The organism is Streptomyces sp. NPDC127190 (assembly GCF_042672505.1).
Taxonomy (GTDB): Bacteria; Actinomycetota; Actinomycetes; order Streptomycetales; family Streptomycetaceae; genus Streptomyces.
The window spans coordinates 1-17,977 of record NZ_JBHXVE010000010.1 but is presented as its reverse complement, the minus strand read 5'-3'; the positions used below and the strand labels follow the sequence as shown (position 1 = coordinate 17,977).

General features: G+C 72.4%; 18 protein-coding genes and 1 tRNA gene. 6 read left to right on the top strand and 13 right to left on the bottom strand.

The genetic code is table 11. The features are described from left to right. Positions 1-90 precede the first annotated feature (90 nt). Positions 91-172 (bottom strand) — tRNA-Tyr (locus tag ACFVIU_RS17175). Between the two features lie 225 nt (positions 173-397). Between ACFVIU_RS17175 and ACFVIU_RS17170 the strand changes: the two genes are divergently transcribed. Together ACFVIU_RS17170 and ACFVIU_RS17165 are read left to right on the top strand one after the other, a co-directional pair. After that, entirely contained in the window at positions 398-889 is a 492-nt protein-coding gene (locus ACFVIU_RS17170; protein WP_385843324.1) for a YajQ family cyclic di-GMP-binding protein, read from the top strand. Between the two features lie 95 nt (positions 890-984). Continuing rightward, positions 985-2,238 carry an APC family permease gene (locus tag ACFVIU_RS17165; protein WP_385843323.1) on the top strand — a complete coding sequence of 418 codons (1,254 nt, stop codon included), beginning with the start codon at positions 985-987 and terminating at the stop codon, positions 2,236-2,238. A 7-nt stretch (positions 2,239-2,245) separates the two neighbouring features. Here the strand turns inward: ACFVIU_RS17165 and ACFVIU_RS17160 are convergent, their stop codons facing one another. From ACFVIU_RS17160 to ACFVIU_RS17105, 12 genes are all read right to left on the bottom strand, one after another. After that, positions 2,246-2,635, bottom strand: a complete 390-nt coding sequence (locus ACFVIU_RS17160) for a YccF domain-containing protein (protein WP_385843322.1) — start codon at positions 2,633-2,635, stop codon at positions 2,246-2,248. Then, the gene (gene htpX / locus ACFVIU_RS17155) at positions 2,632-3,495 is read right to left on the bottom strand and encodes a zinc metalloprotease HtpX (RefSeq protein WP_385843321.1); all 864 of its coding nucleotides are present in this window, start codon (positions 3,493-3,495) and stop codon (positions 2,632-2,634) included. Before htpX ends, ACFVIU_RS17160 begins: the two co-directional genes overlap by 4 nt. Before the next feature lie 198 nt (positions 3,496-3,693). Then, positions 3,694-5,217 carry an NADH-quinone oxidoreductase subunit N gene (locus ACFVIU_RS17150; RefSeq protein ID WP_385843320.1) on the bottom strand — a complete coding sequence of 508 codons (1,524 nt, stop codon included), beginning with the start codon at positions 5,215-5,217 and terminating at the stop codon, positions 3,694-3,696. Next, the gene (locus tag ACFVIU_RS17145) at positions 5,214-6,788 is read right to left on the bottom strand and encodes an NADH-quinone oxidoreductase subunit M (RefSeq protein ID WP_385843319.1); all 1,575 of its coding nucleotides are present in this window, start codon (positions 6,786-6,788) and stop codon (positions 5,214-5,216) included. The genes ACFVIU_RS17150 and ACFVIU_RS17145 overlap by 4 nt, the downstream gene beginning before the upstream one ends. 6 nt (positions 6,789-6,794) lie before the next feature. Further along, complete coding sequence (locus tag ACFVIU_RS17140; RefSeq protein ID WP_385843318.1) at positions 6,795-8,789, bottom strand: NADH-quinone oxidoreductase subunit L; 1,995 nt, start codon at positions 8,787-8,789, stop codon at positions 6,795-6,797. After that, positions 8,786-9,160, bottom strand: coding sequence for an NADH-quinone oxidoreductase subunit NuoK (nuoK, locus tag ACFVIU_RS17135; protein ID WP_385843317.1), 375 nt, complete (start codon positions 9,158-9,160; stop codon positions 8,786-8,788). The genes ACFVIU_RS17140 and nuoK overlap by 4 nt, the downstream gene beginning before the upstream one ends. After that, positions 9,160-9,801, bottom strand: coding sequence for an NADH-quinone oxidoreductase subunit J (locus tag ACFVIU_RS17130; protein WP_385843316.1), 642 nt, complete (start codon positions 9,799-9,801; stop codon positions 9,160-9,162). Before ACFVIU_RS17130 ends, nuoK begins: the two co-directional genes overlap by 1 nt. Continuing rightward, a complete protein-coding gene (locus tag ACFVIU_RS17125; protein ID WP_385843315.1) occupies positions 9,798-10,349 on the bottom strand; it encodes a NuoI/complex I 23 kDa subunit family protein in 552 nt (183 codons plus the stop codon). The genes ACFVIU_RS17130 and ACFVIU_RS17125 overlap by 4 nt, the downstream gene beginning before the upstream one ends. Positions 10,350-10,351: 2 nt before the next feature. Further along, a complete protein-coding gene (locus tag ACFVIU_RS17120; RefSeq protein WP_385843314.1) occupies positions 10,352-11,320 on the bottom strand; it encodes an NADH-quinone oxidoreductase subunit H in 969 nt (322 codons plus the stop codon). Then, complete coding sequence (locus tag ACFVIU_RS17115) at positions 11,317-12,717, bottom strand: NADH-quinone oxidoreductase subunit C (RefSeq protein WP_385843313.1); 1,401 nt, start codon at positions 12,715-12,717, stop codon at positions 11,317-11,319. The genes ACFVIU_RS17120 and ACFVIU_RS17115 overlap by 4 nt, the downstream gene beginning before the upstream one ends. Continuing rightward, positions 12,714-13,307 carry an NADH-quinone oxidoreductase subunit B gene (locus ACFVIU_RS17110; protein WP_385843312.1) on the bottom strand — a complete coding sequence of 198 codons (594 nt, stop codon included), beginning with the start codon at positions 13,305-13,307 and terminating at the stop codon, positions 12,714-12,716. The genes ACFVIU_RS17115 and ACFVIU_RS17110 overlap by 4 nt, the downstream gene beginning before the upstream one ends. Beyond that, positions 13,298-13,717 carry an NADH-quinone oxidoreductase subunit A gene (locus ACFVIU_RS17105; protein ID WP_385843311.1) on the bottom strand — a complete coding sequence of 140 codons (420 nt, stop codon included), beginning with the start codon at positions 13,715-13,717 and terminating at the stop codon, positions 13,298-13,300. The genes ACFVIU_RS17110 and ACFVIU_RS17105 overlap by 10 nt, the downstream gene beginning before the upstream one ends. Before the next feature lie 275 nt (positions 13,718-13,992). Here ACFVIU_RS17105 and ACFVIU_RS17100 point away from each other — a divergent pair, with 275 nt between their 5' ends. From ACFVIU_RS17100 to ACFVIU_RS17085, 4 genes are all read left to right on the top strand, one after another. Then, complete coding sequence (locus tag ACFVIU_RS17100; protein WP_385843310.1) at positions 13,993-15,183, top strand: sensor histidine kinase; 1,191 nt, start codon at positions 13,993-13,995, stop codon at positions 15,181-15,183. 137 nt (positions 15,184-15,320) lie between these two features. Then, complete coding sequence (locus tag ACFVIU_RS17095; protein WP_385843309.1) at positions 15,321-16,700, top strand: sensor histidine kinase; 1,380 nt, start codon at positions 15,321-15,323, stop codon at positions 16,698-16,700. Between the two features lie 137 nt (positions 16,701-16,837). Beyond that, positions 16,838-17,497 carry a LuxR C-terminal-related transcriptional regulator gene (locus tag ACFVIU_RS17090; RefSeq protein WP_385843562.1) on the top strand — a complete coding sequence of 220 codons (660 nt, stop codon included), beginning with the start codon at positions 16,838-16,840 and terminating at the stop codon, positions 17,495-17,497. Positions 17,498-17,795: 298 nt separating this feature from the next. After that, positions 17,796-17,977: hypothetical protein (locus tag ACFVIU_RS17085; protein ID WP_385843308.1), on the top strand; the 182-nt coding region annotated here is incomplete at its 3' end.

Genomic DNA, 17,977 nt, shown 5'->3' with positions numbered 1-17,977 from the left:
CTCGCGCGCAGACAGCCACGCGCGGCCCACGACACACACCCCCCGGCAGTGACTCTCTCGCCGCTCGCGCCCGGCGTCTTTGTTCCCGTGTGGCGGCGCCAGGATTCGAACCTGGGAAGGCTGAGCCGGCAGATTTACAGTCTGCTCCCTTTGGCCGCTCGGGCACACCGCCGGGTTTTGCTGCCAGTCGAACCCGCTTTCGCGGTGTTCCCCGGCAACGACGTAAACAATACCCGATGCAGAGGGGTGCTTCGCCACCCGGTTGATCTCCGCCTCACGGGTCGCGGGGTGGCTAGGCTGGTGCGGATGCGGACCGGCATGTCGCCGGGCTCGGCGACTGCCGCCGCGCACGCCGGACCGCACCCGATACACACCCCGATACAAGGAGCCACAGGACATGGCCGACTCCAGTTTCGACATCGTCTCGAAGGTCGAGCGGCAGGAGGTCGACAACGCCCTCAACCAGGCCGCCAAGGAGGTCTCGCAGCGCTACGACTTCAAGGGCGTGGGCGCCTCGATCGCCTGGGTCGAAGGCGACAAGATCCTGATGCAGGCGAACTCCGAGGAGCGGGTCAAGGCGGTCCTCGACGTCTTCCAGTCCAAGCTGATCAAGCGCGGTATCTCGCTGAAGGCGCTGGATGCGGGCGAGCCCCAGGTCTCCGGCAAGGAGTACAAGATCTTCGCGTCGCTCCAGGAGGGCATCTCCCAGGACAACGCGAAGAAGGTGGCGAAGATCATCCGCGATGAGGGCCCCAAGGGCGTCAAGGCGCAGGTCCAGGGCGATGAGCTGCGGGTCAGCTCCAAGAGCCGTGACGACCTCCAGACCGTGATCGCCCTGCTGAAGGGCAAGGACTTCGACTTCGCGCTTCAGTTCGTGAACTACCGCTAGCCGACGCCGCCGGTTCGGCAAGGGCGGCCGCCCCGGTCCGGGTGGCCGCCCTCCTCCTGCTCCGGCCGGTTGCGCCGCTCAGTAGGGTGCAGGCCATGTCAGCGACCGAGAACGGCCTGCGCCGCACCCTGGGCCTGCGCGACGCCGTCGTCGTCGGCCTCGGCTCGATGATCGGCGCCGGGGTCTTCTCCGCGTTCGGGCCGGCCGCGCACGCGGCCGGTTCGGGCCTGCTGCCCGCGCTCGCGGTCGCGGCCGTGGTGGCCTACTGCAACGCGATGTCCTCGGCCCGGCTCGCCGCCCGCTATCCGGCCTCCGGCGGGACCTATGTGTACGGGCGGGAACGGCTCGGTGCCTTCTGGGGCTATCTCGCCGGCTGGGGGTTCGTGGTCGGCAAGACGGCCTCCTGCGCGGCCATGGCGCTCACGGTGGGCAGCTATGTGTGGCCGGGGCAGGCGCACGCGGTGGCGGTCGCGGCCGTGGTCGCGCTGACCGCCGTGAACTACGGCGGCATCCAGAAGTCTGCGTGGCTGACGCGCGTGATCGTGGCCGTGGTGCTGGCGGTTCTCGCCGCCGTGGTGGCCGTCTGCCTGGCCTCCGGGCAGGCGGACGCGGGGCGGCTGGACATCGGGCTGTCGTCCGGAGCCGGCGGGGTGCTCCAGGCGGCCGGGCTGCTGTTCTTCGCGTTCGCCGGGTACGCGCGGATCGCAACCCTCGGCGAGGAGGTGCGGGATCCGGCGCGCACCATCCCGCGCGCGATTCCGCTGGCCCTGGGGATCGCCCTGGTGGTGTACGCGTGCGTGGCCGTCGCGGTGCTCGGCGTCCTCGGCGCGGGACGGCTCGGGCAGGCGTCGGCGCCGCTGGCCGACGCGGTGCGCGCGGCCGGGGTTCCGGGGCTCGTGCCGGTGGTGCGGGCGGGGGCGGCGGTGGCGGCGCTGGGTTCGCTGCTGGCGCTGATCCTGGGCGTGTCCCGTACGACGCTCGCCATGGCCCGGGACGGGCATCTGCCGGGCGCGCTGGCGGCCGTACATCCGCGTTTCCAGGTGCCGTACCGGGCGGAGTTGGCGGTGGGCGCGGTGGTCGCCGTACTGGCCGCGACGGTGGACGTGCGCGGCGCGATCGGCTTCTCCTCCTTCGGGGTGCTGGCCTACTACGCGGTCGCCAACGCCTCCGCGTGGACGCTGAGTCCGGCCCCGGCGTCCCGGGTGGTTCCGGTGGCGGGGCTGCTGGGCTGCGCCACGCTGGCGTTCGCCCTGCCGACGGTCTCGGTGGCCGTCGGCGCGGGTGTGCTGGCGCTGGGTGCGGCGGCCTACGGCGTACGGCGGTGGCGGGCGGGCCGGCGCGGGCGCTGACGCGTCCTCAGCCCGCGAACGGCTGGTCCGTGCGGACGATGTCGCGGCCCAGCGGCAGCAGCGAGACCGGGATCAGCTTGAAGTTGGCGATGCCGAACGGGATGCCGATGACCGTGATGCACAGGGCGATGCCGGTGACGATGTGGGTGAGCGCCAGCCACCAGCCGGCCAGGACCAGCCACAGGACGTTGCCCAGGCAGGACGGGGCGCCCGCGTCCCGGCGTTCGACCGTGGTGTACCCGAAGGGCCACAGGGCGTAGACGCCGATGCGGAAGGCGGCTATGCCGAAGGGGATGCCGATGACCGTGATGCACAGCAGGACACCGGCGAGGAGATAGCCGAGGAAGAGCCAGAAGCCGCTCAGGACGAGCCAGATGAGGTTCAGGATGGTCTTCACTGGTAACCACCTGCCATTTTCTCGAGCCGGGCGATGCGGTCCGCCATCGGCGGGTGCGTGGAGAACATCTTCGACAGCCCCTGACCCGCGCGGAACGGGTTGGCGATCATCATGTGGCTCGCGGTCTCGATGCGGGGCTCGGGCGGCAGCGGAAGCTGCTGGGTGCCCGTCTCCAGTTTGCGCAGGGCGCCGGCGAGGGCGAGCGGGTCGCCGGTGAGCTGGGCGCCCGAGGCGTCCGCCTCGTACTCGCGGGAGCGGCTGATGGCCAGCTGGATGAGGCCGGCCGCGAGCGGGCCGAGGATCATGATCAGGAGCATGCCGAGCAGGCCGGGGCCGTCGTCGTCGTCCGAGCGGCCGACCGGGATGAGCCAGGCGAAGTTCACCAGGAACATGATCACCGAGGCGAGGGCGCCGGCGACCGAGGAGATGAGGATGTCGCGGTTGTAGACATGGCTCAGCTCGTGGCCGATGACGCCGCGCAGCTCGCGCTCGTCCAGCAGGCGCAGGATGCCCTCGGTGCAGCACACGGCCGCGTTGCGCGGGTTGCGGCCGGTCGCGAAGGCGTTGGGCGCCTCCGTCGGGGAGATGTACAGCCGGGGCATGGGCTGGCGGGCCTGCGTGGACAGCTCGCGCACCATCCGGTAGAGCGCCGGCGCCTCGAACTCGCTGACCGGGCGGGCGCGCATCGCGCGGAGCGCCAGCTTGTCGCTGTTCCAGTACGCGTACGCGTTCGTGCCGAGGGCGATGAGGACCGCGACGATCAGTCCGGCGCGTCCGAAGAAGCTGCCGATGACGATGATGAGCGCCGACAGTCCCCCGAGGAGGACTGCGGTCCTGAGCCCGTTGTGCCGGCGGTGCACGGTACGCCCTCCAAGTGGTGCGGCAGGGGACCCTCTGCCTGCGGATGTGCTTGCTCGGGTCGCGTTGCTCGTGTCCTTGGCCCACCGGTGCCGTGGTGCCGACTCCAGTGGACCCTCCCGCAATGGTCAACGCCAGGCGGGCGGCGCGAGTTCCCTGGTGCGGGCGGTGCCGTGGCTCGGCCGTACGGGTGAGGCGGCTCAGAACAGGCCGGTGGCCGCGAAGCGCAGGACCAGCTGGGGGGCTCCGGACAGGACGACGCCGAGGACGCCGGTGAGGGCGATCGCGGCCGTCAGCGGGGCCGGGACGCGGTGCCGGGCGGCCTCTCCCTCGGGCGCGCGGAACAGCAGGGCCGTCCACTGGAGGTAGTAGAACAGCGCGATCACCACGTTGACGGCCATGACGACGGCGAGCCAGCCGAGGCCCGCGTCGACGGCCGCCGAGAAGACGGTGACCTTCGCGAACAGGCCGATGACGCCCGGCGGCAGCCCGGCCAGGCAGAGCAGGAAGAAGGCCAGCAGCAGCGCCGTCAGCGGGTTGGTGGCGTACAGGCCGCGGTAGTCGCTGATCCGGTTGAGCGCGCGGCCGCGGCCCACCACGGCGGCGACCGCGAAGGCACCGAGGTTCACGGCGGCGTACATCAGGGCGTACGCGACGGTGGAGCCGATCGCCTTGTGGGCGTCCCTGGCGTATCCGGCGGCGGCGATCGGCACCAGCAGGTAGCCGGCCTGGCCGACGGAGGACCAGGCGAGCAGCCGGACGGCGCTGTACGCGCGCGTGGCCTGCTGGCGCAGGGCGCCGAGGTTGCCGACGGTCATGGTGAGCGCGGCCAGGACGGCGAGCGCGGGCCCCCAGACGTCGGCGTACGACGGGAAGGCGACGACGGTGACCAGGATCAGCCCGGAGAAGCCGACCGCCTTGCCGACGACCGACAGATAGGCGGCGACGGGCAGCGGTGCGCCCACATAGGTGTCGGGCACCCAGAAGTGGAAGGGCACGGCGGCCGTCTTGAAGGCGAAGCCGACCAGGGTGAGGACGACGCCGGTCTGGGCGAGGGTGTGCAGCTGTCCGTCGACGTGCGGCAGCCGCTGGGCGACCTGGGTGAGGTAGAGGGTGCCGGTGGTGGCGTAGACGAAGCTGATGCCCATCAGGCTGACCGCGGTGGCGGTGACCGAGGACAGGAAGAACTTCAGCGCGGCCTCGGAGGAGCGCTTGTCGCCGTGCCGGATGCCGACGAGCGCGAAGGCGGGCAGGGAGGCGACCTCCAGCGCGACGACCAGGGTGGCCAGGTCGCGGGAGGCGGGCAGCAGGGCGGCACCGGCGGCGGAGGACAGCAGCAGGAACCAGAACTCGCCCGCGGGGACGCGGCGCCGGTCGTCGGCGAGGTTCGTCACGGACAGCAGGGCGGCCAGCAGGGCGCCGCCGAGGACCAGGAACTGGATGACGAGCGTGAAGTGGTCGGCGGTGTAGCTGCACGCGGGCGCGTGGCCGCCGGTGCAGAAGGTGCTGCGGTCGCCGTGCAGGAGGGGCAGCAGCAGTAGCGCGGCCACGGCCAGTCCGGCGACCGAGACCCAGCCGAGGACGGCCTTGCGGGCCTCGGGCAGGAACAGGTCGGCGACGAGGACGGCGAGCGCCACGACGGCGGCGACGGTGGGCGGGGCGATGGCGAGCCAGTCGACGGACTGGACCGCCGAGGCGGCCAGCGGCTGGGCCAGGGCGCTCATCGGGTGCCTCCTGCGAGGAGCTGGTGCACGGCCGGGTCGGTCAGGCCGAGCAGGGCCCGGGGCCAGAGTCCGGCGACGAGGGTGAGGGCGACGAGCGGGGTCCAGGCCGCGAACTCGTACCCGTGGACGTCGGCGAGTGCCGGGACCTCCCGCTCCGCGCCGCCCATGCAGACGCGGCGGACCACGATCAGCATGTACGCGGCCGTGAGCAGGGTGCCGAACGCGCCGATCGCCATGAAGGTGAGGAAGGCGGGCCGGCTGAGGTCGGCGGCGGGCTTGAATGCGCCGAACAGGGCCAGCATCTCGCCCCAGAACCCGGCGAGCCCGGGGAGGCCGAGCGAGGCGACCGCGCCGAAGGCGAGCAGCCCGCCGAGCCGCGGGGCCCTGCCGTACAGCGCGGCGCCCGACTCCTCGGCCAGCGTGTCCAGGTCGGTGCTGCCGGTGCGGTCCTTGAGGGCGCCGACCAGGAAGAACAGGAGGCCGGTGATGAGGCCGTGGGCGATGTTGGCGAACAGGGCGCCGTTCACACCGGTCGGGGTCATGGTGGCGATGCCCAGCAGGACGAAGCCCATGTGGCCGACGGAGGAGTAGGCGATCAGCCGCTTCAGGTCGCCCTTCGCGCCCCGCTTGGCCAGGGCGAGACAGGCCAGGGACCCGTAGATGATCCCGACCACGGCGAAGGCCGCGAGGTACGGCGCGAAGGTGTGGAAGCCGTCGGGCGCCACCGGCAGCAGAATCCGGACGAACCCGTACGTACCCATCTTCAGCAGGACACCGGCCAGCAGGACCGAGCCGACGGTCGGCGCGGCGGTGTGGGCGTCGGGCAGCCAGCTGTGCAGCGGCCACATCGGGGTCTTGACCGCGAGCCCGATCCCGATCGCCAGAACGGCGATGACCTGCACGGACGTGGTCAGCGACCGGCCGTTGTCAGTGGCGAGTGCCACCATGTCGAAGGTGCCCGCCTTGATTCCGATCAGGAGCAGGCCGAGCAGCATGACGACGGAGCCGAGCAGCGTGAAGAGGATGAACTTCCACGCGGCCCGGGTCCGCCCCTCGCCGCCCCAGCGGGCGATGAGGAAGTACATCGGGATGAGCACCGTCTCGAACGCCAGGAAGAACAGCAGCAGATCGAGGACGGCGAAGGTCGCGAGGGTGCCGGACTCGAGCAGGAGCAGCAGCGCGACGAACGCCTTCGGGGACGGGCCCGTGGGCGGCTTGAAGTAGGAGTACAGCGCGCACAGGAAGGTCAGCAGCGCGGTCAGGACCAGAAGGGGGAGGGAGATGCCGTCGATGCCGAGGTGGATCCGCACATCGAGTGCGGGGATCCAGCTGATGTCGGTCGTGGCCTGCATCTTCGACGGATGGTCGTGGTCGAAGCCGAGCGCCAGGGCGATCGCGGCGGCGAGGATCACGCCGGTCACGGTGACACCGTGCCGCAGCACGGCCTGGTCGGGCGACTTCCCCTTCAGCCCGGGCGGGGCGGGGAGCAGAGCGGCGGCGGCGCCGAGGAGCGGGCCGACGACGACGAATGCCAGAAGGAACTGCATCACGGACTCGTTGATATCGATCACGCCTGCTCACGCTCCCGTGGCGACGAGGACGACGGCGACCGCCAGGACGACGGTGCCGGCGAGCAGCGCGCTCACATAGGTCTGCACATTGCCGGTCTGCGCGCGCCGCACCGCGGCCCCGAGCAGCCGGGGCAGGGCGGCGGCCCCGCGGACGTAGGTGTCGACGACCTCGCGGTCGAGGAACCGGACGAGACTCGCCCCGGCCTGGACCGGGCGGACGAACAGCACCGTGTACACCGCGTCCAGGTGGAAGCCGGCGGCCGCGTGCCGGTGCAGCGGGCCGAGCAGCAGCCGTGCGGGGTCCGCCGGGTCGGGGGCGTAGGCGATGTCGCCGTAGGCCGGCTCGTGGGTGGCGATGGCCTCCGCCTCGACCAGGCCCGCGTCGCCCTCCGGGTGGGCGGCGACCGCGCCGAGCGGGGCGCGGGCGGCGAGCCCGCTGGTCCGCTGCCAGGCGCCGTAGGCGAGCAGTCCGCCGACCAGGGCGAGGCCCGTGCCGAGGATGGAGGTGAGCAGTGTCGGGGTGAGGTCGCGGCCGTCGAACCAGTCGGGCAGCGCGCGGTAGGCGAGCCCGCCGAAGGCCAGGGAGGGCACCGCGAGGACCCACAGGACGACGGTCATGGTCAGCGGCTGGCGGCCGTGGTCCGGGGCCTCGGCGCCCCGGCCGCGGAAGGCCAGCAGCCACAGCCGGGCGGCGTACGCGGCGGTCAGCAGGGCAGTGACCAGGCCCGCGACGAGGACGATCCAGCCGGCGGCGCCCGGCACCCCGGCGGTGTGCCCGTGGGCCGCCTGCTCGGCGGCGCCAAGGACGGACTCCTTGGAGAAGAAGCCGCTGAAGGGAGGGATCGCGGCGAGCGCGAGCAGCGCCACGGTCATCGTCCAGTAGGCGTCCGGGATGCGGTCGCGCAGGCCGTGCATGCGGGACATGGCGGCCAGCGAGTTGGTGCCGGCGGCGTGGATGATCACGCCGGCCGCGAGGAAGAGCAGCGCCTTGAAGGCGCCGTGGGACAGGAGGTGGAAGACCGCGGCACCCCGGTCGCCGGCGGCGAGGGCGCCGGTCATGTAGCCGAGCTGGCCGATCGTCGAGTAGGCGAGGACGCGCTTGATGTCGTCCTGGGCGAGCGCGGCGAGACCGGAGCCGGCCATGGTCACGGCGGCCATCACGGCGAGGACGATCATCGCGGCCGCGGAGGCCTCGAAGACGGGAAGGAGCCGGGCGACGAAGTAGACACCGGCGGCGACCATCGTCGCGGCGTGGATCAGCGCGGAGACGGGCGTCGGGCCCGCCATCGCGTCCGGGAGCCAGGTGTGCAGCGGGAACTGCGCCGACTTGCCGGCCACGCCCGCGAGCAGCAGCAGCGCGATCAGCGTCGGCTGGTGCAGCTGGCCGCTCGCGACGGCGCCGAGGACCCGGGTGATGCGGAAGGAGCCGGCGGCGGTGCCGAGGGCGAACAGACCGATCAGGAACGGCACGTCACCGAGCTTGGTGACGAGGAAGGCCTTCAGGGAGGCGGCGCGGGCCTCGGGGGTCTCCCAGTAGTGGCCGACCAGGAAGTAGGAGCAGATGCCCATGACTTCCCAGCCGACCAGCAGCACGATCAGGTCGCCGGAGTAGACGACCAGGAGCATCGCGGAGGTGAACAGGGAGACGAGCGCGGCATAGGAGGGGTAGCGCGGGTCGTCGCGCAGATAGCCCGTCGAGTAGATCTGCACGCAGGTCGCGACGAAGGCGACCAGGATCGCCACGAGCGCGGCGAAGCCGTCGATGTGCAGGGCCAGCTCGATCGGCACCGAGCCGGTGGGGGTCAGCTCCGTGTGGGCGTCCACGGCCCGGCCACCGCCCTGGTGGACGGCGACCAGCGCGGCCAGGACGAGCGAGACCAGCGGCGGCAGCACGGCGAGCGGCCGGACGAAGCCGGGGGCGGTGCGGCCGAGCAGCAGGCCCGCCGCGGCACCCAGGAACGGCAGAAGGGGGACGAGGACGGCGAGAGTGGTCGTGGTCACGCGGTGGCCTCAGCCTTCTCGGCCGCGGAGGTGCCGGGACCCTCGGTGCCGGGGCCCTCGGCGGTGTCGCGGAGCTTGTCGATGTCGGAGGTGCCGCGGTTGCGGTAAACGGCGAGCACGATCGCCAGGCCGATGCCGATCTCGGCGGCGGCGATGGCGATGGTGAACAGGGTCAGCGCCTGGCCGGAGTGCAGGGTCTCCCGGGCGGCCCGGCTGAGCCAGACGTCGAAGGCGACCAGGTTGAGGTTGACGGCGTTGAGCATCAGCTCGACCGACATCAGGACCAGGATCGCGTTGCGGCGGGCGAGGACGCCGTACAGGCCGGTGCAGAACAGGAGGGCGGAGAGTACGGCGGGGTAGGCGAGGTGCATCAGCGGGCGCCTTCCTGATCACCGGACGGGGAGTCACCGGACGGGGCAGTGCCGTTCGCACCGACCGTCGTCCCGGCCGCTGTCTCGGCCTTCGCCTTGCGGGACAGCACGATCGCGCCGACCAGAGCCGCGAGGAGCAGCACGGACAGCGCCTCGAAGGGCAGCACCCAGTGCCGGAACAGGCTCTCGCCGGTGACCCGGGTGCTGCCCGCGGCCGGGCCGTCCAGATTGATCCAGGTGGTGCGGAAGGCGTCGACGACCACCCAGACCAGGGCGACCGCGGCGGCCACCGCGACGGTCAGGGCGGCCCAGCGGTTGCCGGAGTCGGCGTCCGGGGAGCGGCCGATGGGGGCCTTGGTGAGCATCAGACCGAACAGGAGGAGGACGACGACGGAACCGACGTAGATCAGGACCTGCACCCAGGCGATGAACTCGGCCGTGAGCAGCAGGTACTCCACGGCGAGCCCGCCGAGCGCGACCACCAGCCACAGGGCGGCGTGCACCAGCTGCCGGGTGGTCACGGTGACGAGGGCGGCGCCGAAGGTGGCCAGGCCGACCAGGACGAAGGCGATCTCGACGCCGGTCGGGGACAGGAAGCCGGGCTGGGCCGCGGCGAGGCTCACGGTCGCGGCGGGGCTCACGGGGCGCCCTCCTGGGGTTCTGCCTGGGCCGCCGCCAGCTTCTCGGCGGTCTTGCGGGCGGCGGCGATCTCCTTGGGCTCCTCCGCCGCGGGGTCCAGGGCGGGCGGGGCCGGGACGGTCCACATCCACTCGCGGAGCTTGTCCCGCTCATGGGTCAGCTCGCGGATGTCGGTCTCGGCGTACTCGAACTCCGGTGACCAGAACAACGCGTCGAAAGGACAGACCTCGATGCAGATACCGCAGTACATGCACAGCGAGAAGTCGATCGCGAACCGGTCGAGGACGTTGCGGCTGCGCTCGCGGCCGCCCGGGGTGGCGGGCGGGACCGTCTCCTTGTGGGAGTCGATGTAGATGCACCAGTCCGGGCACTCGCGGGCGCACAGCATGCAGACCGTGCAGTTCTCCTCGAACAGGCCGATCACACCGCGGGTGCGGGGCGGCAGCTCGGGCAGGGTGTCCGGGTACTGCTCGGTGACCGTCTTCTTCGTCATCGTGCGCAGGGTGACGGCCAGGCCCTTGGCGAGGCCGGAGCCGGGGATGGGGGCCATGGTTAGCCGATCACCACCTTGACGATGCCGGTGAGGGCGATCTGGACGAGTGAGAGGGGGACGAGAAGGGTCCAGGACAGCTTCTGGAGCTGGTCCTCGCGCAGCCGCGGATAGGTCACGCGGAGCCAGATGACGACGAACGCGAGGAGCGCGGTCTTCAGCAGGGTCCAGACCCAGCCAAGGCCGTCGGCGCCCCACGGGCCGTGCCAGCCGCCCAGGAAGAGGACGGTGGTCAGGCCGCACAGGACCACGATCCCCGCGTACTCGGCGAGCAAGAAGAGGGCGAAGCGCAGACCGGTGTACTCGGTGTAGGCGCCGAAGATGATCTCCGAGTCGGCCACCGGCATGTCGAACGGCGGGCGTTGCAGCTCGGCGAGTCCGGCGACGAAGAAGACGAAGGCGCCGATGAGCTGCCAGGGCACCCACCACCAGTGGAAGGCGTGCAGCACGCCGGGCAGTGAGACGGTGCCCGCCGCCATCGCGACCGAGGCGGCGGCGAGCAGCATCGGCAGTTCGTAGGCGAGCAGCTGGGCGGCGGTGCGCAGGCCGCCCAGCAGGGAGAACTTGTTCGCGCTGGCCCAGCCGGCCATGAGGGAGCCGAGCACGCCGACCCCCATCACCGCGAGCACGAAGAACACGCCCGCGTCGACGACCTGGCCGACGGCACCCTCGCCCGGGCCGATCGGGATGGCGAGCAGCACGAGGAGGTACGGCAGCAGCGCCACGGCGGGGGCGAGCTGGAAGATCCGCCGGTCGGCGCCGGCCGGGACGATGTCCTCCTTCTGCGCGAACTTCACGCCGTCCGCGACGAGCTGGGCCCAGCCGTGGAAGCCGCCCGCGTACATCGGACCGAGGCGGCCCTGCATATGGGCCATCACCTTGTGCTCGGTCTGGCCGACGATCAGCGGGAAGGTGAGGAAGACGACGAAGACGATCAGAAGTCGCAGGGCGACGTCCAGCGCGCCGTTCACTGCGGGCCTCCTGCGGGGTCTTCGGGGGTGGGGTCGGGGGCGGACGCCTGGTCCTTGTCGGGGGCGGACTCCGGGGCCGAGTCGGGGGTGGACGCCTGGTCCTTGTCGGGGGCGGACTCCTGGGCCGAGTCGGGGGCGGACTCCGGGGCCTTGTCGGGGGCGTCCCCGGCGGGGCCGGGCTCCGGCTCGTCGAAGGCCGGGCGGGCGTGGTGCCAGGGGGCGTCCGAGCTGCGCGGGGCCGGGCTCCGGCGGGCGGGACGGTCGGTGCCCTCCCCCTCCGTGGACTCGGCGGGGGCCGGCTCCACCGCCTGCCCGCGCTGGGAGGCGGAGCCCTGCGAGGCGCTGCGCGCGCGGCGCGGAGGTGCGGCCGACGGTGCCGGTCCGGGCTCGTGCGCGACCGAGGCCTCGGCGGCGGGTCCCTCCTGGGGGGCCGCTGCCGCGGTCCGGGTCGCGTCGCCCTCGGTGGCGGCCTGCTGGAGGTCCGCCGCGTCCTCGGCACCGGACGCCGCCGTCTGGCTCACCGAGCCCTGACTCGCGGTCCTCGCCCGACGCGGACGCGCGGGGGCAGCGGCACCAGCACCAGCCACCTCCGGCGTGCCGGCAACATCGGCACCGGCAGCACCGGCGGCACCGGCAGCACCGGCGGCAGCCCCCTCGGGCGTCTGGCTCGCCGAGCCCTCCGCCGCCGTACGGGTGCGCCGTACCGGACGCTCCCCGGCCGCGCGCGCCGCCGCACCAGCAGCACCCGCCGCACCAGCCGCACGCCCGGCGCCCGCCGCCCCCGCCGCGCGGGCCGGACGGGCCGGACGGGCCGGGGCCGGGGGCAGCTGGCCCTTGAGGGGGCCCCATTCGTTCGGGTCCGGGACTCCGGGCGGCAGCATCTGGCGGCGCTTGGGGCCGCCGTGGTCGGACTCGCCGGGCTCCTTGGCGCCGGGCCAGGCCTTGGCGACCCGGGCGGCGAGGACGAAGTCCTTGCGCAGCGGGTGGCCCTCGAAGTTCTCGGGGAGCAGCAGATGTTCCCGGACGTTCGGGTGGCCCTCGAAGACCACCCCGAACATCTCGTGGGTCTCGCGCTCGTGCCAGGCCGCGCCCGCGAAGACGCCGACGGCGGACGGCAGGGCCGGCGCCGTGTGCGGGACCGTCGTACGGACGAGCAGCCGGCGGACCGGGGACAGGGCGACCAGGTGCGCGGAGACGCGGAAGCCCGTGCCGGGTTCGTCGACGGCGCTCAGCCAGTCGAAGTAGGTGCAGGACAGGGTCGTACGGGCGGTCTCCAGGGCGGTGAGCCAGGAGGACGGCGGGACGTCGACCGTCAGCAGCTCGTACGACTCCTCGGCCGTGGCGTCCGGGCCGAAGAGCTCCTCGGCGGGGGCGGGCAGCCAGCCGGTCGCGCTCATCGGGAGCCCTCCCCGGCCGGCGGCTTCACCAGGCCGCTCTGGAGGGCGGCCGCGGAGGGGCGGGCCGCGGGGGTGCCGTACCGCTCGCCCAGGGACTCGCGGGCGATCTTCTCCTGGAGCTTGAGGATGCCCTGGAGCAGCGCCTCGGGCCGAGGCGGGCAGCCGGGGACGTACACGTCCACCGGGATGATCTGGTCGACGCCCTTGGTGACCGAGTAGGAGTCCCAGTAGGGGCCGCCGCAGTTGGAGCAGGCGCCGAAGGAGATGACGTACTTCGGCTCGGGCATCTGCTCGTACAGGCGCTTCACGGCCGGGGCCATCTTGTCCGTCACCGTGCCGGACACCACCATCAGGTCGGCCTGGCGCGGACCCGGGGCGAACGGGATGACGCCGAGCCGGATGAAGTCGTGGCGGGCCATCGACGCGGCGATGAACTCGATCGCGCAGCAGGCGAGTCCGAAGTTGAAGACCCAGAGCGAGTAGCGGCGGCCCCAGTTCAGGACCACCTTCATCGGCTCCGGGGCCAGCCTGGCGAGCGCGCCCAGCCGCTTGGGCTCCGGCAGGTAAACGGGATCCGGGTTCACGTCCATGCCAGGACGCCCTTCTTGTATGCGTACAGCAGGCCGACGGCGAGGAAGCCGAGGAAGACGAACATCTCCACGAGGGTCGTCGCGCCGTAGCCGGGGGCGGCGAAGACCGTCGCCCAGGGGAACAGGAAGATCGAGTCGACCGCGAAGATCACGTACAGGAAGGCGTAGACGTAGTAGCGGACCTGGGTGTGGGCCCAGCCCTCGCCGACGGGGTCGACGCCGCACTCGTAGGTCAGCAGTTTCTCGGGTGTCGGCACGACCGGGCGCAGCAGCCGGCCGGCACCGAAGGCGACCGCGACGAACAGCACGCCGACGAGGGCGAGCAGTCCCACGGCCGAGTAGGACCGGAAGTAGCCGGCCGCGATGACGTTCGCCGCGGCGCTCGTCGAGTCCCCCAACGTCTCCCGCACCGTCCGCCCCTCGCTCCCTGACCTCGTGACTTTAGTGAACCCCGTGACGCGATGATTCGGGGATCTGTACGGACGGGAGTCTAGGCCCTGATAAAGAAGCGGTAAGCAGCCAGTCACGGCGTGAGACAGCCGGGCAGGCCGCGTGAGACAGCCGGGCGGGCCGGAGGAGCCCCCAGGGGAAGCCCTAGGGAGAGTTCGGGGTGGGGGTTTCCCCACCGGCGGAGGGCGGCATACCGCATGGCGCGAAGGACGCGGCACACGGCACGCTGACCGGCATGACCGTTCTCCGCTCCGCCACCGGCGCCGATCGCACCGACGGCGGCCCCGCCGCCCCGCCACCGCCCCGGTTCGCCTACGACACGCGCACCTGGAAGGAGATCGCGCATCTCCTGCTGAACCTGCCGGTGACGGTGTGCGGCTTCATTTACGCGGTCACGGTCGTGGTCACCGGCGGCATCCTCAGCATCACGGCGATCGGCCTGCCGCTGCTCGCGGTCAGTCTGCTCGGCTCCCGGCAGCTGGGCAAGCTGGAGCGGGCCCGGGCCCGGTGGCTGCTCGGGGTGCGCGTGGAGGAACCGACGCCGCTGCCCCTCACCAAGGCCGGGAGTCCGGTCCAGCGGCTGTGGCTGGCGCTGAAGGACCCGGTGGGCTGGCGGACCCTGCTCTACGACGTGATCCGGCTGCCCTGGGGCATCCTCACCTTCTGCACGGTCCTGACCTCGCTGTTCGTGCTGTGGCCGGTGCTGCCGTACCTCGCGCGCGGGATGGCGAACGTGGACCGGGCCATGGTGCGCGGCCTGCTGTCGCCCTCCGACGAGCTGGAGCGGCGGATCGCCGAGCTGGAGTCGGACCGCGGGATCGTGGTGGACACGGCGGCGGCCGACCTGCGGCGCATCGAGCGGGATCTGCACGACGGGGCGCAGGCCCGGCTGGTCAACCTGGCCATGGGGCTCGGCCTGGCCAAGGAGAAGCTGCTGGAGGATCCGGACGCCGCCGCGGAGATGGTGGCGGAGGCGCACGGCGAAGTGAAGCTGGCCCTCCAGGAGCTGCGCGATCTGGCGCGGGGCATCCATCCGGCGGTCCTCACCGACCGGGGCCTGGATGCCGCGCTGTCCTCGGTCGCCGCCCGCTGCACGGTGCCGGTGCGGGTGACCGTGGAGCTGCCCGCCCGGCCGGCCCCGGCCATCGAGGGCATCGCCTACTTCACCGTCTCCGAGCTGCTCCAGAACATCAGCAAGCACAGCGGGGCCCGGTCCGCGTCGGTGGACGTGTGGCGCTCCGCGGACCGGCTGCTGATGCAGGTCCGGGACGACGGCCGGGGCGGGGCCCGGCTGGACGGCGGCAGCGGCATGCGGGGCCTGGCGGACCGGCTCGGCGCGGTGGACGGCCTGTTCGCGGTCGACTCACCGGACGGCGGCCCGACGGTGATCACGGCGGAGCTGCCGTGGCGGGACCGCACGGAGTAGCGGAGTGGGGAGGGGAGGTGGGGAAAACCCCCCTCCCGAGACGCCGACGGTCTCCATGGCCCGGGCCCGCCGCGCCGCACGATCCTGGGGACACGGCCGAACCGCCGCCGGACGAGGAGAGACGGGGACGACATTCCATGCCCAGCACCTACCAGCACGAGGACGGACAGCCGTACCGAGACCTCGGACGGACCCGAACCCGGACCGGAACCGGAACCGGAACCGGCTCCGGCCCCCGGCTGCCGCTCGCGCTCCGGACCCCCCTGGAGGCGCGCAGCTGGCGCGAGTTCGGCTATGTCCTGCTGAGCCTGCCGGTATCGATCGCCCTGTTCAGCTGGGCGGTGACCATGGTGTCGCTCGGGGCGGGCCTGCTGGTGACCTTCCTGGGCGTCCCGGTGCTGGCGGCGGCGCTGGCCGGCTGCCGCGGCTTCGGCGCGCTGGAGCGGGCCCGGGCGCGCGGGCTGCTGCGGCTGGACGTGGCCGAGCCGGAGCCGCTGCGCCCGCGCAAGCGGAGCGTGGCGGCCTGGATGGGCGCGGTCCTGCGCAGCGGCACCTCCTGGCGGCAGCTGCTGTACGCGCTGGTGCAGTTCCCCTGGGCGGTGTTCTCCTTCTCGGCGGCGGTGACCTTCTGGACGACCGGCTGGGCGCTGCTGACGTATCCGCTGTGGTGCTGGGCCTTCCCGATGTACGGCGGCCAGGGCGGCCTTCAGCTGTACGGCGACGAGCACCACCGGATCTATCTCGACAACCCCTTCGAGATCACCGTGACCGCGCTGGTCGGACTGCTGTTCACGCTGGTCGCGCCCTGGCTCGTACGGACTCTGACGACCGTGGACCGGGTGCTGGTGCACGGGCTGCTGGGGCCGTCGCGGCTGTCGGCGCGGGTGGTGGAGCTGGAGTCGGACCGGGGGGTCGTGGTGGACACGGCGGCGGCCGACCTGCGGCGCATCGAGCGGGATCTGCACGACGGGGCGCAGGCCCGGCTGGTCGGTCTCGCCATGGATCTGGGGCTGGCGAAGGAGAAGCTCCGGGAGGACCCGCGGGCGGCGGCGCGGATGGTGGAGGAGGCGCACGGCGAGGTGAAGACCGCGCTCCAGGAGCTGCGCGATCTGGCCCGGGGCATCCATCCGGCCGTCCTCACCGACCGCGGCCTGGACGCCGCGCTGTCCTCGGTCGCCGCCCGCTGCACGGTGCCGGTGACCGTCGAGGTGGACCTGCCGGGCCGCCCGGCGCCGGCCATCGAGGGCATCGCCTACTTCACCGTCTCCGAGCTGCTCCAGAACATCAGCAAGCACAGCGGGGCCCGGTCCGCGACGGTGGACGTGTGGCGCTCCGCGGACCGGCTGATGCTCCAGGTCACCGATGACGGGGTGGGCGGTGCGGACGCCTCCGGCGGCTCGGGACTGGCCGGGCTGGCCGGCCGGCTGAAGGCCGTGGACGGCATCCTCGTGATCGACTCCCCGGCGGGCGGCCCGACCCGGGTCACCGCGGAACTGCCCTGGCGCACCGCCTTGTGAGCCCTGGCGCACCGCCATGTGAGCCGCGCGGCGTCCCCCGCCCCCGTGGAATGCTGGTCCCGCGCAGACAGCAACGGACAGCGAAGGACGCCGGCACGGGCGGCGGGGGACGGGGGATCGTGGAGAACAGGGTGCGGGTGCGGGTCGTCATCGCCGAGGACTCGGTGCTGCTCAGGGAGGGCCTGACCCGGCTGCTGACGGACCGCGGGCACGAGGTGGTGGCCGGTGTCGGGGACGCCGAGGCGCTGCTCAAGACCATCGCCGACCTGGACGCGCAGGGCGAGATGCCGGACGTCGTGGTGGCGGACGTACGGATGCCGCCGACCCACACCGACGAAGGCGTCCGGGCCGCCGTACAGCTGCGCAGGACGCATCCGGGACTCGGGGTGCTGGTGCTCTCGCAGTACGTGGAGGAGCGCTACGCCACCGAGCTGCTGGCCGGTTCCAGCCGGGGCGTGGGCTATCTGCTGAAGGACCGGGTCGCGGAGGTCCGCGAGTTCGTGGACGCGGTGGTGCGGGTCGCCGAGGGCGGTACGGCGCTCGACCCGGAGGTCGTCGCGCAGTTGCTGGGCCGCAGCCGCAAGCAGGACGTGCTGGCGGGGCTCACCCCGCGGGAGCGCGAGGTGCTCGGTCTGATGGCCGAGGGCCGTACGAACTCGGCGATCGCCCGGCAGCTTGTGGTCAGCGACGGCGCCGTGGAAAAACACGTCAGTAACATCTTCTCGAAGCTGGGGCTGGCTCCGAGCGACGGCGACCACCGGCGGGTTCTGGCCGTTCTGACGTATCTGAACTCCTGAACTCTCACCGTCACCCGGGTACTCGGCCGAAGAGGACGCACGGAAAGACGCACGGAAACGTGCCGGACCACAGAGGCCGGGGCACGACGGGGGAACGCGCGACGGATTCTTGATCGGAATTTCAGCGGCGCGGGCCCCCGGTGAGGGACAGTGAGAAGCAGCGCGACAGGCCATCCCGAAACGCCGCCCAATCTTCGGATCGGCTCGGGAAGGCGACCCTAACCGACGTAGGGTTGATCCAGGGATGGTCCGTGGTACGACCACCCACGGACAGCCGCCTCGAAGGAGGTCCAGTTCAGTGACCAGCCAGGTCAGCAGCCCAACGGAGCAGACCGACGGAACGGTCGTCGGAGAGCAGCGGAAGCCCGGCGGCGCGAAGGACGTGCGGCGTCTGGACCGGGTGATCATCCGGTTCGCGGGGGACTCGGGTGACGGTATGCAGCTCACCGGTGACCGGTTCACCTCGGAGACCGCTTCTTT